At 49.9% G+C, this 14,994-nt stretch carries 13 protein-coding genes and 2 tRNA genes; 10 read left to right on the top strand and 5 right to left on the bottom strand.

Annotation, left to right across the window (positions count from 1 at the left end; genetic code table 11):
* Nucleotides 1–85: 85 nt before the first annotated feature.
* Nucleotides 86–682 carry a TetR/AcrR family transcriptional regulator gene (locus tag B9A14_RS16480; protein ID WP_084666897.1) on the bottom strand — a complete coding sequence of 199 codons (597 nt, stop codon included), beginning with the start codon at nucleotides 680–682 and terminating at the stop codon, nucleotides 86–88.
* A gap of 135 nt (nucleotides 683–817) precedes the next feature.
* Here B9A14_RS16480 and B9A14_RS16475 point away from each other — a divergent pair.
* From B9A14_RS16475 to ndk, 6 genes are all read left to right on the top strand, one after another.
* Nucleotides 818–894: transfer RNA gene (locus B9A14_RS16475), tRNA-Met, on the top strand.
* Between the two features lie 13 nt (nucleotides 895–907).
* Nucleotides 908–982 (top strand) — tRNA-Glu (locus B9A14_RS16470).
* Between the two features lie 308 nt (nucleotides 983–1,290).
* A complete protein-coding gene (locus B9A14_RS16465) occupies nucleotides 1,291–3,300 on the top strand; it encodes a SpoIIE family protein phosphatase (RefSeq protein WP_172839195.1) in 2,010 nt (669 codons plus the stop codon).
* 89 nt (nucleotides 3,301–3,389) lie between these two features.
* A complete protein-coding gene (gene tilS / locus B9A14_RS16460) occupies nucleotides 3,390–4,775 on the top strand; it encodes a tRNA lysidine(34) synthetase TilS (protein WP_084666895.1) in 1,386 nt (461 codons plus the stop codon).
* A 75-nt stretch (nucleotides 4,776–4,850) separates the two neighbouring features.
* The gene (ftsH, locus tag B9A14_RS16455) at nucleotides 4,851–6,815 is read left to right on the top strand and encodes an ATP-dependent zinc metalloprotease FtsH (RefSeq protein ID WP_084666894.1); all 1,965 of its coding nucleotides are present in this window, start codon (nucleotides 4,851–4,853) and stop codon (nucleotides 6,813–6,815) included.
* Entirely contained in the window at nucleotides 6,809–7,237 is a 429-nt protein-coding gene (ndk, locus tag B9A14_RS16450; RefSeq protein ID WP_084666893.1) for a nucleoside-diphosphate kinase, read from the top strand. The genes ftsH and ndk overlap by 7 nt, the downstream gene beginning before the upstream one ends.
* On the opposite strand, the gene B9A14_RS16445 is transcribed toward ndk, so the two are convergent.
* Nucleotides 7,238–8,272 (bottom strand): DNA methyltransferase, encoded by a 1,035-nt coding sequence (locus B9A14_RS16445; protein WP_084666892.1) that lies wholly within the window; start codon nucleotides 8,270–8,272, stop codon nucleotides 7,238–7,240.
* A gap of 244 nt (nucleotides 8,273–8,516) precedes the next feature.
* On the opposite strand from B9A14_RS16445, the gene B9A14_RS16440 reads away from it, so the two are divergent.
* The 3 genes from B9A14_RS16440 (at nucleotide 8,517) to B9A14_RS16430 (ending at nucleotide 10,890) form a co-directional block, all read left to right on the top strand.
* Nucleotides 8,517–9,293 carry a fumarylacetoacetate hydrolase family protein gene (locus B9A14_RS16440; protein ID WP_084666891.1) on the top strand — a complete coding sequence of 259 codons (777 nt, stop codon included), beginning with the start codon at nucleotides 8,517–8,519 and terminating at the stop codon, nucleotides 9,291–9,293.
* Nucleotides 9,294–9,316: 23 nt separating this feature from the next.
* Nucleotides 9,317–10,528 (top strand): M20 metallopeptidase family protein, encoded by a 1,212-nt coding sequence (locus tag B9A14_RS16435; protein WP_084666890.1) that lies wholly within the window; start codon nucleotides 9,317–9,319, stop codon nucleotides 10,526–10,528.
* Between the two features lie 170 nt (nucleotides 10,529–10,698).
* A complete protein-coding gene (locus tag B9A14_RS16430; RefSeq protein ID WP_084666889.1) occupies nucleotides 10,699–10,890 on the top strand; it encodes a hypothetical protein in 192 nt (63 codons plus the stop codon).
* Between the two features lie 42 nt (nucleotides 10,891–10,932).
* On the opposite strand, the gene B9A14_RS16425 is transcribed toward B9A14_RS16430, so the two are convergent.
* The 3 genes from B9A14_RS16425 to B9A14_RS16415 all read right to left on the bottom strand — a co-directional run bounded on the left by B9A14_RS16425 (nucleotide 10,933) and on the right by B9A14_RS16415 (nucleotide 13,650).
* Nucleotides 10,933–11,712: a L,D-transpeptidase gene (locus B9A14_RS16425; RefSeq protein WP_084666888.1), complete on the bottom strand. Its 780-nt coding sequence runs from the start codon at nucleotides 11,710–11,712 to the stop codon at nucleotides 10,933–10,935.
* Between the two features lie 80 nt (nucleotides 11,713–11,792).
* Nucleotides 11,793–13,127, bottom strand: a complete 1,335-nt coding sequence (rlmD, locus tag B9A14_RS16420; RefSeq protein ID WP_084666887.1) for a 23S rRNA (uracil(1939)-C(5))-methyltransferase RlmD — start codon at nucleotides 13,125–13,127, stop codon at nucleotides 11,793–11,795.
* 145 nt (nucleotides 13,128–13,272) lie between these two features.
* A complete protein-coding gene (locus B9A14_RS16415; RefSeq protein ID WP_084666886.1) occupies nucleotides 13,273–13,650 on the bottom strand; it encodes a carbonic anhydrase in 378 nt (125 codons plus the stop codon).
* 277 nt (nucleotides 13,651–13,927) lie between these two features.
* On the opposite strand from B9A14_RS16415, the gene mtnA reads away from it, so the two are divergent.
* A complete protein-coding gene (gene mtnA / locus B9A14_RS16410; RefSeq protein WP_084666885.1) occupies nucleotides 13,928–14,992 on the top strand; it encodes an S-methyl-5-thioribose-1-phosphate isomerase in 1,065 nt (354 codons plus the stop codon).
* The last annotated feature ends 2 nt before the right edge of the window (nucleotides 14,993–14,994 follow it).

Here is a 14,994-nt window from a genome sequence, read left to right as displayed (position 1 = left end):
TCTCCTCCTTTTCCGAAAGAATGATCGTTCGCAAAGGGCCAAACTTAAACCCTGTTTGAACACTCACAAGTAAGGGTAAAAAAATTTAAGCTCGAACAGCCTCCCATATGATCTGGGCGGCTGTCTCTGCTACTTCTGTAAGGGGATAAGACAAAAGACCATCTAACTTAAGTTCGATAAGGCGGATTATAGTACCAGAAACAGGGGCTACTAATAGCATAATATCTACCTGTTTTACTTCGCCCCGGCGCATCCCTTCTATCATTATTTCTTTTACGGCTTGTAAGCCTTCTTCAGAACATATAGACATCGCCCGATCTAAAACCTCTTTGGGCCGGGCATAAAGAAGATACTCCACCATGACTGGGTCCTCTTCTGTCCAGGAAAACATCATTTCTACGAAAGCCTGGATCCTTTCGCGGGTGGTGTGCTTGCTTTTTACCTGGCGATGAAAGCGCTGGAGGAATTCTTGGACAGCATGGATATGGATAGCTTTGGCCAGCGCTTCCTTGCTTTCGAAATAGTGATAAAGGGCGCCTATGCTTACCCCGGCTTCAGTTACGATATCAGGAATGCTAGTGTTATGATAGCCCTTCTCTACAAAGAGACGGCGGGCGGCAGCAAAAATTTTCTGTTTGATTTGGCTTTCTCCTCCCGCCTGGTAAGCAGCATAACGTCGCATAGGGGAGTCTCCAAAATGAACATTCATTCGGTTATATTATAAAATAGAGGTGCTACCTGGGTCAATAATTTTTTGGCTTTTTTAGGCCCCTTGACAAGGGGATGGACTTTCAGGCATAATATAATCGCAACACGTGGCGGTGTAGCTCAGCTGGTTAGAGCAAGCGGTTCATACCCGCTGTGTCGTAGGTTCGAGTCCTACCACCGCTACCATTTTTATGAGTGCGGCCCGTTAGTCAAGGGGTTAAGACACCGGTCTTTCAAGCCGGGAACGCGGGTTCGAATCCCGCACGGGTCACCAATCATTGAAAAACCTAAGTTTTTCGGACTAACCCCCCTGAAAAAATCCGGTGTCCCGGAAGGGGGGTTTATTATTTATAGTAGGCCTACACCTACAGCAGGGATAAAGCGGGCCAAGGAAGACTTAAGCAATGTGAGGCATGTTTCCTTAGATGAAGAGTTGCCCTTACAGTAGGGGTAAAGTAGACTATGTCGAAACTTTGTCCCGGCCCCCTTCCCTTTGGCGACAAGAATTGCATAAACCCTTAAGATATAATTTTCTCAGTAAAAAAAGGGCGGTGGTATATGTTGGCGGAGCGTGTACAGCGGATGTCGAGGGTTGGGGGAGCTGAGTGGTTGGGGGCCGTGGCTTGGTTAGGAGTAGCCTTTATACTGTCTCGGGCTACTATCCTTGCGGAATTAAAGCCTTTTGGGCCAGGGATAGTCATGGCTGTAGCTGGGCTTAGGCCACGATTATTATGGCCTGTAGTGGTAAGTGCGGGAATAGGGAGCGCTTGGGGCTTGCCTGGCCTGGACAGTTGGATCCGCCTCGCCACCCTCCTCAGTTTGGGGGTTACTTATACATTATACCGAGGAAATAGGGTATCCAGGCCTCCGGGAGCTCTTGTTGCCTTGGGTGCGGCGACTGTCATACTTGTCCGGGGTTTAAGTCAGGTTATTTTAGGGCCTTCCTTTTATGGCTGGATGCTCCTTATTTTTGAGGCTCTTTTGGCGGCTGGACTGGCGCTGGCCTGGAGTGCAGCAGCTGTAAGTCGTTACCGGGAAGAACAACTCCTGGGATTGGGCCTTCTGGCTTTGGGCCTGCTTTTAGGGTTACAAGAATGGCGGGTGGGCGGTATGTCCGTCCAAAGCTTGGTAGGGCGTCTATTTATACTTCTGGCCGCTTTAATCGGAGGGGCTGGCGCTGGGGCAGCCACAGGAGCGGTTTTAGGATTTCTTCCCAGCCTGACTTCCTTAACTGCACCAGCCTTGGCCGGGTTGCTGGCCCTGGTTGGTTTGACGGCAGGAGCTTTTTATAATCTAGGTAAGTTAGGAGTAGTGGGGGGCTTTATTTTAGCCCATCTTTTGCTTTCCAGTTATTTCTTGGGAGCGGAAGGGGCTAATCTAGCCTTAAAAGAAAGTGGGCTGGTAGCTTTGGTTGTTCTTCTCCTGCCAGGAAGTTTTCTAAAAGGCTTAACTGCTTGCATAACCAATGTGAATAACGGGAATATCAGAAGGGAGAATTTTGTTATCCCTAAACGTTGGGGGCAGGTAGCCGCTGCCCTTAAACGCTTGGGGGAGAGTTTGGAAGCCGGGGGGAACAATGGTACTACCAGCCTGAACATAGCTTTAAGGCAAATAGATCGCCTTGTTTGCCACGGATGTCCTGCCCACAAAGTATGCTGGGAGCTGGAAGGGGACAAGCTGAGGGAAGTTTTGAAGGGGTTGCTAAAAAAAGGAGGACCCCTTTTAGTCTCTGAGCTACCAGAGTGGCTTAAAAGTAGATGCGGTAAAGCTCGGGAACTGGCACAAGCTTTAGCTGCCCAGCCCTGGGGCTGTGCATCGGATAAGGTCGCTTCTCCCTTAGGTCTCCTATTAGGTGCCCAATTTCAAGCTCTAGCCCGCCTTTTGGAGGAAATGGTAAGCGAAGCCTCGGCTACAGATGAGGAAGAGTTAGATCCTTATTTTACCTTGGAGATAGGATATGCCTCTTGTGCCCGGGACCAAGACTTCACCTGTGGAGATTCTTTTCTTTCGACACCTTTAGGTCGAGGTAAATACTTATTGGTGTTAAGCGATGGTATGGGTGCTGGCTGCGAGGCTCGGAAGGAGAGCCGTACGGCTGTGGAGCTTCTGAAAGATTTGTTGGTAGCCGGCTTTCCACGGGAGTTAGCCTTACGTCTGGTGAATCTGGTCCTTTTGTTACGCTCCCCATTGGAGAGCTTTGCCACTTTAGATGTAGCTGTGCTGGATTTAATCCAGGGGCGGGGCATGTTTACCAAGCTAGGGGCTTGCCCTACTTTTCTGTTGCGGGATACCCAGGTTTTAACTATAAAGCCGCAATCCCTACCGGTAGGTATTTTAGAAGATATTCCGGTAGAGGTAGTGGAGGAAGAATTACAGCCAGGGGATATATTAGTGATGGTGAGCGATGGTGTGCTGGAGGCCCACCGCGATTTGTCGGAAAAGGATAAATGGTTGGTAGCGGCCTTAAGACGGGTATCAGAGTGCCATCCCCAGGAATTAGCTGAGCGTCTGTTAAAGCAAGCTGTAGCCCTGGCTGGGGGTCACCCGGTTGATGATATGAGCGTGGCTGTAGCTCGGATACAGGTGTCCTAGATGTCGCAAAAACTCATAAGGCGAGGAGGAAAAGCAAAAGGCCATGCCGAAATATTACCTACAGGGAAGGTGGTTGGAAAAATAAGGGGATGGCAGCTCTTCTGGAACAGGTGCGCCTGACTATACAAAGGTATAAGCTGCTAGATTTTGGAGAAAAAGTAGTGGTGGGGGTATCGGGTGGGCCAGATTCCTTGGCCTTGCTTTGCTCTTTGTTAGAACTGCAAAAGGAGTTAGGGATTAGCCTTCACGTAGCCCACCTAGATCATCGTTTGCGAGAAAATTCTGCCCAAGAAGCGGCTTATGTGCGAAGGCTAGCCCAACAATGGGGCCTGCCGGTCACAGTGGAAGCCCGGGATGTGCGTACTTACCAGCGGGAGCACAAGCTTTCTTTGGAAGAAGCTGCGCGGGAAGTGCGCTACCGCTTTTTACGGGAGGTGGCGGGAAAGGTAGGGGCTACTAAAATCGCGGTAGGGCATCAAGCTGATGATCAGGCGGAAACCTTACTTTTAAACTTGCTCCGGGGCAGCGGCCTTACCGGCCTTAAAGCTATGCTCCCTCACCGGGAGGGGATCATCAGGCCGCTGCTTTTTATTACTCGGGAAGAGATCGAAGCCTACTGCCGAGATAAGGGGCTAGTACCCTGCCGCGATCCCAGCAATCTGGATCCGGCTTACCGGAGGAACAAGATCCGGCAGGAACTCATTCCGTGGCTAGCTAGGGAGTTTAATCCTGCTATTGTCCGGGTGCTGGCGCGGACCGCTGTTCTGTTAGCCGAGGAAGAAGCCTTTTTAGAAGAAGTAACCCGGGAAAGCTTGGCCAAAGTTATTAAAGAACAGGGCCGAGGATATTTACAAATAGAGCGGGAAGGGTTGCTCAGTCTACCCCCGGCTTTGGAACGCCGGGTTTTACGGGCCGCGGTATTAAGTTTAGGTGGGGGGGTGGAATTTTATCATGTGGAGCACTTACGAGAGCTTCTACGGGCCGGTTCTGGTGCTTTAACCTTGCCCCAAGGTTTACAGGCTAAGGTCAGCCACGGGTTTTTACTCCTTAAAGAACCTAATGTAAAGGGAGAAGAGGAGATCCTTTTTTGCCATCCCCTTAAGGTACCAGGGGTGACTCCCCTGCCTGAAATAGGTAGACGCCTTCGAATAGAAATATTACCCCCGCCGGCTAAAGTTATTACCCCCCCTTGGGAAGCTTGGGTGGATCGGGATAAACTTCCAGGGCCTTTATGGGCCCGCAACTGGCGGCCTGGTGATCGTTTCCGTCCTTTGGGCATGAAAGGGACAAAGAAACTTCAGGATCTCTTTGTAGATGCTGGTATTAATACACGGGAACGCAGGCGTTTACCTGTTGTGGTTTCCGGAGAGAATATCGTGTGGGTAGCGGGGGTACGACTGGCTGAGGATTTTAAAATAACACCCGAGACCCGCTGGGCCCTTCACCTTATTTTGGAAGAGGAAGCTTTAGATTAAATTGCATTCATATTTTTCTTATGTTAAAATATAATCTCCTGGATGATGGGGCAGGGCGAGAGGAGGGCTTTATCCTTGAACCGTGTTTTTAAAAATCTGGCCGTCTATTTACTAATAGTTTTGCTGGCCGTTTCCATCTTGCGGATTTCGACACCGGTGGAAAGGGCTACGGAGGAGCTAGATTTTACTAAATTTTACCAGTTAATTGATCAAGGACAGGTTCAGGAAGTAACTATAACTCCTGAAAAGGAAATTTTTAAGATAACTGGTACTCTAAAAAACGGGACTAAATTTTCCGTTAACGCTCCAGCTTCGCCGGCTTTGATAGAGCGGCTGGCCAGCAAAGGAGTACCTACCAAGACTTTACCTGCCCCCGAACCCCCCTGGTGGACTAACTTCTTGGGCAGCCTTTTGCCCATCCTTTTGTTGGTGGGCTTGGTATTTTTTATGATGCAGCAGACACAGGGCGGAGGCTCCCGGGTCATGCAGTTTGGCCGGAGCCGGGCTAGACTTCATACGCCCGACGATAAGAGGCGGATTACTTTCGATGATGTGGCAGGCGTAGATGAGGTAAAGGAAGAGCTGCAGGAGATAGTAGAGTTTTTGAAGAACCCCCGCAAGTTCAATGAATTGGGGGCTAGAATACCTAAAGGTGTGCTTCTTTATGGTCCACCCGGTACAGGTAAGACTTTACTTGCCCGGGCTGTGGCCGGGGAAGCAGGGGTGCCCTTCTTTAGCATCAGCGGTTCAGACTTTGTGGAGATGTTTGTAGGTGTAGGGGCTTCCCGGGTGAGGGATCTTTTTGAGCAGGCCAAAAAGAATGCTCCTTGCATCGTTTTTATTGATGAGATCGATGCTGTGGGTCGGCAGCGCGGAGCAGGTCTAGGTGGAGGTCACGATGAGCGCGAGCAGACCTTAAACCAGCTTTTGGTGGAGATGGACGGTTTCAACCCTAACGAGGGTATTATCATCATAGCGGCCACCAACCGGCCTGATATATTAGATCCTGCCTTGCTCCGGCCAGGACGCTTCGATCGGCAGATTGTGGTAGATGTTCCGGATATCAATGGCCGCAAGGAGATTCTTAAGGTACATGTCCGGGGAAAGCCTCTGGATGCCAGTGTGGATCTAGATGTCTTGGCCCGGCGTACGCCTGGTTTCACTGGAGCGGACCTGGCTAATCTGGTAAATGAGGCAGCCTTGCTCGCCGCCCGCCGGGGCAAGAAAAAGATCGGTATGCAGGAGATGGAAGAAGCTATAGAACGGGTAATAGCTGGCCCGGAGAAAAAGTCGCGGGTCATTAGCGAGTATGAGAAGCGGCTAGTAGCCTATCATGAAGCTGGTCACGCCTTGTTAGGGCATTACCTTCCCCATACGGATCCCTTGCATAAAGTTTCCATCATCCCTCGGGGTAGGGCCGGAGGCTATACTTTGCTCCTTCCTAAGGAAGATCGGCGGTATATGACGAAGTCTCAGATAATAGACCAGATAACTATGCTCTTAGGTGGCCGGGTGGCTGAGGCCTTGGTCCTTAAAGAAGTTAGCACTGGTGCCCAGAACGATCTGGAAAGGGCTACTGAGTTGGTACGTAAAATGATTACAGAATTTGGTATGTCTGATGAACTGGGCCCCTTAACCTTTGGACGTAAGCAAGAGACACCTTTCCTCGGTCGGGATCTGGCCCGAGACCGCAATTATAGTGAGGCCGTGGCCTTTTCCATTGATAAGGAAGCCCGGCGTATCATTGATGAATGCTATAGCCGGGCAGAAAAGATCCTCAAAGAGCACATGGAAGAGCTCCATATTGTGGCCAAGGCTTTAATGGAAAAGGAAACCCTAGAGGCCGAGGAATTTACAGCCCTCATTGAAGAATACAACCGCAGCCGCACAGCTACTGGGGGCGGGGGTCAGGCGGCAGTAAGTATAACACCGGGTGTAACCCCAGCCTTTAGTTTTAAACAGCCCCAAGGCCGTAGCGAGGGTTTAAACCTTCTGTTAAAGCTAACCTTTCAACTTCTATGCTTGAAAGGGGTATGGTAGTGGATAAGGAACGGACTTTTTGTATGATAAAACCTGAAGGCGTGGCCCGCGGATTGGTAGGCGAGATATTAACTCGTATCGAGCATAAAGGCTATCGTATTGTAGCTTTAAAAATGCTACGCTTGACGCGGGAGATGGCTGAAAAACATTATGCTGAGCACCGGGAGAAGCCTTTTTTCCGTGAACTCGTTGAGCATATAACTTCCGGCCCGGTAATAGCTATGGTCCTAGAGGGGCCAGGGGTGATTTCAGGCCTGCGCAAACTCATGGGGGCTACCAACCCCCAGGAAGCAGCTCCGGGCACCATACGAGGAGATTATGCTCTAGAGACGGGCCAGAACATCATTCATGGGGCTGATTCCTTGGCAAGTGCAGAAAGGGAGATAAACCTATATTTCCGGCCAGAGGAAATCATGGGCTGATTAGCGCACGTAGGTGGAGTAAAGGGTGAAGGGTCGGGGCTTAAGCCTTTCCCCAGTGTTTCCGATGTTCCGTCGAAGGGTTAAGAGCCTGTTTTCGGCGATTTGAACAGCCACTTCGCTATTATCGATACCGATCCACCGGCGGCCCAGCTTTTCGGCCACGCTTAAAGCTGTTCCTGAGCCGCAAAAGGCGTCCAGGACGAGATCTCCTTTCCGGGAAGAGGCCAGTATGATTCTTTCTAGGAGCTTTTCATTTTTCTGGGTGGGGAAACCGGTCTTTTCACCGGAAAAGCTCATGATCTGAATGGAATCCAATCGGTCCTGGGGATAGCAGTTCCAAGTATCTTCGAGGGGGTAACCTTTACCCCGAGGAGGCTGGCCATCCCGTCGCCGGTATCCCGGCGGGTATGGCAAATACAGCTTGTGGAAGTAAAAATTCCGCGACTTAGTGTAGAAAAGGATTACGTCATGGTTACGAATCCAGTTTTTAGCTCGGGTTTTAAACCCAGATACCCACCCTATACGCCATATGATCTCCCGCTGGAAATTTTCCTCTCCAAAAATTTCATCCATAATCACCTTTATGTAATGGCTTTTCCTTTCATCTAGGTGTACGTATATGCTTCCGTCCTCGGTTAAAAGTTCCCGCAAGAAGAGAAGCCGCCGGCGTAAGAATTCCACAAAGGCGGGACCCGTAAGGGTATCTTCATAGGCTTTAATTCCGCTACTGGCCCTATATTCCTGCCGGGAAGAAAAAGGCGGGTCGATGTAAATGAGGGTTATACCTGGCTGGCCGCGGCTGTCCCTAAGGGTCCCCTTTTCCTTCATTTCGAGCAAGGTTTTAAGAACGGGGAGGTTGTCCCCTAGAATAAGCATGTTGCTCCAACCTGCGGTAGCGCAGCTGGGGTTACCTCCTAAGGTGCGTAAAGGCTCTAACACAGCTGCCGGGGTATTTTCCAGAATATCCTGCGGCCAGGCCTTTCCTTGATAGATAAGCTCGCACCGTCCGTCTTTTGGCCCTTTTTCGTATACCATGGTTTCTCCCTTTCTTAAGTTCTATACTCCATTGTATACCCAAAATATAGCCACTTCCAAGTCTAAGCAGGTCTTCCCCAGGGAAACTGGGATACACTAGTTCACCCGGTTTTCGCTATAGGAACCTGTTTTAAGTATTGGGGTATAAAGTCTCGCGGGATACAGCCTTATTGTGCTATACTTTTAAGGAAAAGGGGAAAGGGGTAAAGGAGAAGGATAATTTACCAGGGGGTGTTTTAGGAGGGTGACAGAAAAGGCGAAATTTGTCCGGTTTTTAGCCAACGGCCAACCCTTATATGGTCGCCTGGAAGGTGAGGTAGTCATAGCTTTGGAAGGTGATCTTTTTAATGGTTACCGGGAGAAACGGGAGACTTATTATCTTAAGGAGGTGAAACTTCTTGCGCCTTGCCAGCCCAGCAAGGCAGTATGTGTAGGGCTCAATTATCGGAGTCATGCGGCGGAAATGAAACAGCCCCTTCCTGAAGAGCCTGTGCTTTTCCTTAAGCCTTCCACTAGCCTTATAGGCCCCGAAGAGGAGATAATTTATTGGCCGGGTATAGGAAGGCTGGACTTTGAAGCAGAATTGGCGGTAGTTATTGGAAAAGCTTGCCATCAAGTCAAGGAAGAAGAGGCGCAGCAATACATTTTAGGTTACACTATAGCCAATGACGTTACCGCTCGGGACCTACAGAAAAAGGACGGGCAATGGACCAGAGCCAAATCCTTCGACACTTTTTTGCCCCTGGGCCCTTACATAGTTACTGGGGTAGAACCCGATGATCTTTTGATCCAGGCGCGGCTCAACGGCGAACTCAAGCAGAACAGTAGGACTTCCCAGCTTATCTTTTCTGTACCCTATCTAGTGAGCTTTATTTCCCAAGTAATGACTTTGTTACCTGGGGACGTGATCTTAACAGGCACCCCAGAGGGAGTAGGACCTATGCAGGTGGGGGATACCATTGAGATATATATCGAGGAGCTGGGTTCCCTGACCAATAAAGTGGCTGCGCCTAAGGACTAAACAGGCAAGTGAGGCTTTGCGTTATGGAGAAGGAGCTTATTGATAGCCTGTGGGAAAAATATAAGGAGAAAATAGTGGAGCTTAGGCGCCGCCTTCACCGTTATCCTGAGAGAGCCTTCCAGGAAGAACGAACGGCCGCGGCTGTGGAAGAGGTACTCAAGGCCTGCCAGCCGATAGAGATAAAGCGCGTGGCTGGTACAGGAGTTACAGCTCTCCTAAATGGAGGTGCTCAAGGGTCGGGGCGCACCCTTGCCCTACGGGCGGATATGGATGCCCTGCCCTTGAGTGAAAAAACGGGTCTACCCTATGCTTCAGAGCGGCCGGGCCTTATGCATGCCTGTGGACATGATGCCCATGTGGCCATGCTTGCCGGAGCCGCCCTGATTCTGGCAGATATGCGGGAAAGTTGGAGCGGGAGGGTGCGGCTTATCTTCCAGCCCGCCGAAGAGGAAATTGGCGGTGCCCAGCCGATGATAGAGGCTGGTATACTTAATTCCCCACCGGTGGAGGCTATTATGGCCTTGCACTTATGGCCAGATCTCCCTTTAGGCCAGGTGGGTTTACGGGATGGGGCCCTTATGGCTTCCAATGACCGTTTCCGCATATGGGTACAAGGCCAGGCTACCCATGGGGCCACGCCTGAAAAAGGGGTAGATGCCCTTTTAGTAGGTGCCCAAATAGCCATAAGCCTCCAGCATCTAATAAGCAGGGAAACCCCGGCCCTGGACACGGCTGTAATTTCCCTAGGGGTTTTCCGGGCCGGGACGACTTACAACATCGTATCGGGTGAGGCCGAACTAGAAGGCAGCCTGCGGACTCTAGATCCTACATTGCGGGCCAAACTAAAAAAGCGGATTAAAGAGATGGCAGAAGGAATAGCCGGGGCTTACGGTGCCCGGGCGGAGGTAGACTATCTATGTGGCTTCCCTGTTACAGTAAATGCTCCAGATTTCAATCGGGTAGTGGCCAGAGCGGCGGCTCAAATTTTGGGGCCGGAAAGTATAGTTTGGCTAGAGAAGCCGGCCATGGTTTCCGAGGATTTCTCTCATTTTTTAGAACGAGTTCCAGGCGCCATGGTTTTCTTGGGCTGTGGAAATCTGGTAGGGAAAACTTATCCATTGCACCATGAGTGCTTCCAGTTTAACGAAGAGGTACTGGAATACGGGACCAAACTCTTGGTGGCTACAGTGGGGGAATATCTACCTGCTGCTTCTTCCCATAAAGTCTTCCTTTAGGGCGAATAATAAAGATGGGTGCCCTTTAAAGGAAACCTTATGGTGAGGGTTTTCCCTAGTGGTTAGGCTTAATGTTTTAGGTTTGCCTACCAGGCCAGGGGTACTCTTAATGTAGGTTAAAGTTGGGGTAGAAACCGTAAGGTTTAGAACTTGGGAAGGAGGCTAAAGGCTTGCAGGATAACCCCCGAAAAATAGATGAACAGCGCTGGGAGGCGGAAAGGCTAGGGGAAGAGTTGGAGCAGAAGCGCCAGGAATTTGTACGTTCTATCCTCAGGCGCTCAGAAGGGATCTCGGCGGAAAGGGAGAAATTTATCCACGATCTTAAGACTGGAAGCCCTAAAACACCTAAGCCCAATACTTAGGCAGGCCCGGGGACTATACCCCAGGGCCTTTTTAAATATGGTTCATTCATGTATATATACGGGAGTACCCTGGGGTATATGGTCATAGATCCATTTAGCATTATCAACCTCTAACCGGACGCAGCCATGGGAAGCGGGGGTACCAAGCTTTAAGGCCTCTTCCGGTATGATCCGTTGGTCGCGATCCATAGGCAAGCTATGGAAAAGATATACACCCCAGTCTTTAAAGGAGACCCACCATTTAGCCCCCTGGTTATATTTGGGATTATAGAACCACTCCCCGCGATTTTGTATCGCAAATACTCCGAGAGGGGTGGGCTTGTCTGGGGTACCGGTAGAGACCACCCATTCTTTCTTTAGCTGCCCTTCTTGGTAGATACGCATTTTTTGGCTTCCCACCAAGACTTCGATCCAGTAACCCTTTTTAGGAGGGACGAAAGCTTGGACAGGGCTCTCCCCTGGCCCGGCTTCTTCCCCGCGCCCGCCCGTTCTTATTTCCTTCCTAGCAACAACTCCCTCGCCACCTCTAGAGGTTCCGGTTTTATTCGTTGGATTATGTACTGAGGATTTCGCTGATTCCGCAGTAGTTTCTGCTGAAGGCAATTCCTTTCCTATAGCCATAGCAGTAGGCTGGGTATCGGGGGAACTTAGGGGATGTAGGGCGCCCTCCCAGGCCGGAGGGGAAGGAGGGGGGAGGCTCGGGAACCTGGACAACACCGTTGGAGAACCTCTGGATAGCCAGAAAAGGGCTAATAACCCCTGTAAAGCGAACAAAAAAATAGCCAGCCCTTTAATTTTACCCGGCATCATCATTTCCCCCATAAACCCATCAATTTTTCTAAAAGCTTTTCCCCAGACGGCTCACCTGGAAAATTCAACATAAATCGATTTTTTCCTGCCACTTATTTTGATTTTCTATTGTCTTTAGGAAGGAGAAGGGCTACGCATTCGATATGATGGGTTTGGGGAAACATGTCTACCGGTTGTACTTCCTTTATCCAGTACCCCTGGCAGGAGAGGTATTGCAAGTCCCGGGCCAGGGTGGCTGGATAACAAGAAACATAGATAAGGCGGCGAGGCCGGGAACGGGCTACAGTTTCCAGGACGCGGGGATGGCATCCTTGGCGGGGTGGGTCGAGGACTATGACCTCTGCCTTTGTCCCTTTCTCAAGGAGGCGAGGAAGCGACCTTTCGGCAGGGCCCCAGAGGAAGGAGACGTTTTTTGCTTTATTTTCCTGGGCATTGGCTCGGGCATCAGCTAGAGCTTCCTCAGATACTTCTAGGCCATATACTTTAGATGCTCGAGGGGCCAGAAAGAGGGCTATAGTTCCGGTACCAGAATAAATATCTATTACCGTTTCCTTCCCAGTAAGGCTCGCATAGTCTAAAACGATTTCATAAATCTTAGCAGCTTGACGGGGGTTGACCTGGAAGAAAGAAGTGGGAGAAAGGCGGAAACGGCAGGGTCCTATCTCTTCCCAAAGATATTTTTGCCCGGCTAGTACTTTGAGACCGTTCCCTGGTAAAATTTGTACTATCGAGGAGGCCCCGTAATTCAGGAGGTTCTGGAACAGTCGTCCTTCAGGACAAAGATCTTGATAGCCAACAAGGCCGACCATTATTTCTCCTGTAGAGAAGGATTTTCGGAGGAGGGCACCGTAGAGACCTTTTTCCTGGATGTGGGGGATTCCTTCTTCTTCCAGGATTTGCCATATTTTTACCATATCTTCTGGGAGTAACAGGCAGTCTCTGGTATCTACTAGTTCATGGGATCTTTCTTGATAAAGGCCCAACCGAAGGGTTTCGTTTATTTTCCCTACATGTAGGTGTACTTTATTACGGTATCTCCAGGGCCAATCCATCCCTAGTACAGGCTTAAGGGTATAACCTTGGAGTTTTCCTAACCGCAACAAAGCTTCCTCTACTTGCCGCCTTTTGATTTCTAGCTGAAGGGGGTAAGCGGCATGTTGCAGATGGCACCCACCGCAAGTGTAAAATACCGGGCAGGCTGGTTCGATGCGGTGAGGAGAGGGAGCCACGATCTTTTCCAACCGGCCCCGAGCGTAGTCACGTTTAACTTCTGTTACTTGGCATTCCACCTCTTCTCCAGGGAGGGCATAGGGGATAAAAATGATCTGGCCTGAAGGGAGGCGGCCTAAACCTTCTCCCCGGTGGGAACATCCGGTGATAAATACCTTGACTTTATGTCCTAGCATATGGCTTTGGCAGCCGTACAACGGTCAGCCCACTCCCCACCTCCGTATTATGCCAACTTGCTCCAATCTAATAGCACTCCGTTTTATCACGCATTGAGATCATACTTCTAGTATACTGCCATCAGAAAGCGCCGCCGAAAACGCTTACGAGATAGCCCGATTGAGATCATACTTCTAGTATACTGCCATCCAAGTGGACAAAAACCAAGTGTATAACCAAATGGGGATAACGTGCCTTTATAACTTGAGCGGCCTGACGCATGTCCTCTTCTTGCCTTTTAAGCTGCTCCTCAACTGGGAGGTTTCCTAGGCCATAGGCTCCACAGTCTTCATGGTGAATTAAATACACTTCCTTTATTTGGTGTAGCCTAATGGAAGTTTCTATCATAGCCACCTTACCTTCTGATAAAAAATTGCGGCTAGCACCAGGTAGAGCTATGTAATCATAGTTCTCTTTTAACCCTTTATTTTCTAGCCAACGGCTCACTGGGTACTGGATTCTATAATCCATACAAGTTAACACACAGGCATGGCAGCGGGACATTGGTATACCACCTCCTACTCCTAGAAGTAATTATAAAGCTATTTTTCCCTGCTGCCAAAAGGTAAAATTTTTAATATAAAGGAGGAGGAAAGTATAAAAGAGGAGAAGAACCCTTAAGAGGTAGAAAGTTGATGAAGCTCAAGTTTGAGGGCGATCTGGGAAAGCCTTGAAATTTTTATGGAAGCAACTTCAACTTTACAGCCTAAAAAGAGTTTCTAATTTTTTAGGTGTCAAACTTCGGTCAAGGTTAACTTACGAAAGGTAGGGATAAGGGGAAATGCCTGAGCCGGTATCCCCTATTGTTTGGCGGGATGGAGAGTTAGAAATTATTGATCAGACGCGCCTGCCCGAAGAGCTAGTCTTTATCCGGCCTCGGACTGTGGAAGAAGTTTGGAAAGCCATAAGAGAGCTTAAGGTACGGGGAGCTCCTGCATTAGGTATAGCTGCTGCCTTCGGGTTGTATTTAGCCATTAAAGACTTCCAGGCCAAGGGTGAGGAAGAACTTTGCGCCCAGTTAAAAAAAGCTGCGGATTACCTGGCTTCTTCCCGGCCCACAGCGGTAAATCTCTTCTGGGCCTTAAAGAGGGTACAGGAAAAAGTAGCTAGAGCCCAGGGGTTGGGTGTGGAGAAGATTAAGGAGCTAGTCTTAAGGGAGGCCCTGGCTATACAGCAAGAAGATGAAAGCATGTGTCTGGCTATAGGCCGTTACGGTGCGGAGCTGTTGAAGGAAGCCCAGGCCATCCTCACCCACTGCAATGCTGGTACTTTAGCCACAGCCCGTTATGGTACGGCTTTAGCACCCGTATATTATCTGGCTACCCAGGGGAAGGTATTGCGCGTTTTTGTGGATGAAACAAGACCACTCTTGCAGGGTGCCAGGTTAACAGCTTGGGAGCTTAAGCAGGCGGGTATACCCGTAACCCTTATCACCGACAGCATGGCGGCGGTAGTTATGCAGAAAGGTTGGGTACAGGCGGTGGTGGTGGGCGCCGACCGGATCGCCGCCAACGGTGATGTAGCCAATAAGATAGGTACCTATGGCCTGGCCATTTTAGCCCGGGAACATGGGCTGCCCTTTTATGTAGCAGCCCCCAGTTCTACCTTTGATTTGACTTTAGCTACAGGGGAAGAAATCCCCATTGAGGAGAGGGAACCGGCAGAAATCACCCATCTGGGCTTAAGGCCGATAGCTCCCCAAGGCATCGCCGTCTTTAACCCGGCCTTTGATGTAACACCCCACCATTATATAACAGCCATAATTACTGAGAAAGGGATCTTGCGGCCACCTTACCAAGAAAGCATCTCCCAGGTGCTCTTTAAAGAGGCGGCCAGGCAGAAATAAAT

Source organism: Thermanaeromonas toyohensis ToBE, assembly GCF_900176005.1.
GTDB classification, from domain to species: Bacteria; Bacillota; DSM-521; order Neomoorellales; family Neomoorellaceae; genus Thermanaeromonas; species Thermanaeromonas toyohensis.
This window is presented reverse-complemented; position numbering and strand designations above follow the sequence as displayed.

What these genes read in the sequence shown, in the direction of transcription:
- B9A14_RS16480 (WP_084666897.1), bottom strand. Translation starts at nt 682, where the DNA reads ATGCGACGTTATGCTGCTTACCAGGCGGGAGGAGAAAGCCAAATCAAA.
- B9A14_RS16465 (WP_172839195.1), top strand. Translation starts at nt 1,291, where the DNA reads ATGTCGAGGGTTGGGGGAGCTGAGTGGTTGGGGGCCGTGGCTTGGTTA.
- tilS (WP_084666895.1), top strand. Translation starts at nt 3,390, where the DNA reads ATGGCAGCTCTTCTGGAACAGGTGCGCCTGACTATACAAAGGTATAAG.
- ndk (WP_084666893.1), top strand. Translation starts at nt 6,809, where the DNA reads ATGGTAGTGGATAAGGAACGGACTTTTTGTATGATAAAACCTGAAGGC.
- B9A14_RS16445 (WP_084666892.1), bottom strand. Translation starts at nt 8,272, where the DNA reads ATGGTATACGAAAAAGGGCCAAAAGACGGACGGTGCGAGCTTATCTAT.
- B9A14_RS16435 (WP_084666890.1), top strand. Translation starts at nt 9,317, where the DNA reads ATGGAGAAGGAGCTTATTGATAGCCTGTGGGAAAAATATAAGGAGAAA.
- B9A14_RS16425 (WP_084666888.1), bottom strand. Translation starts at nt 11,712, where the DNA reads ATGGGGGAAATGATGATGCCGGGTAAAATTAAAGGGCTGGCTATTTTT.
- B9A14_RS16415 (WP_084666886.1), bottom strand. Translation starts at nt 13,650, where the DNA reads ATGTCCCGCTGCCATGCCTGTGTGTTAACTTGTATGGATTATAGAATC.
- mtnA (WP_084666885.1), top strand. Translation starts at nt 13,928, where the DNA reads ATGCCTGAGCCGGTATCCCCTATTGTTTGGCGGGATGGAGAGTTAGAA.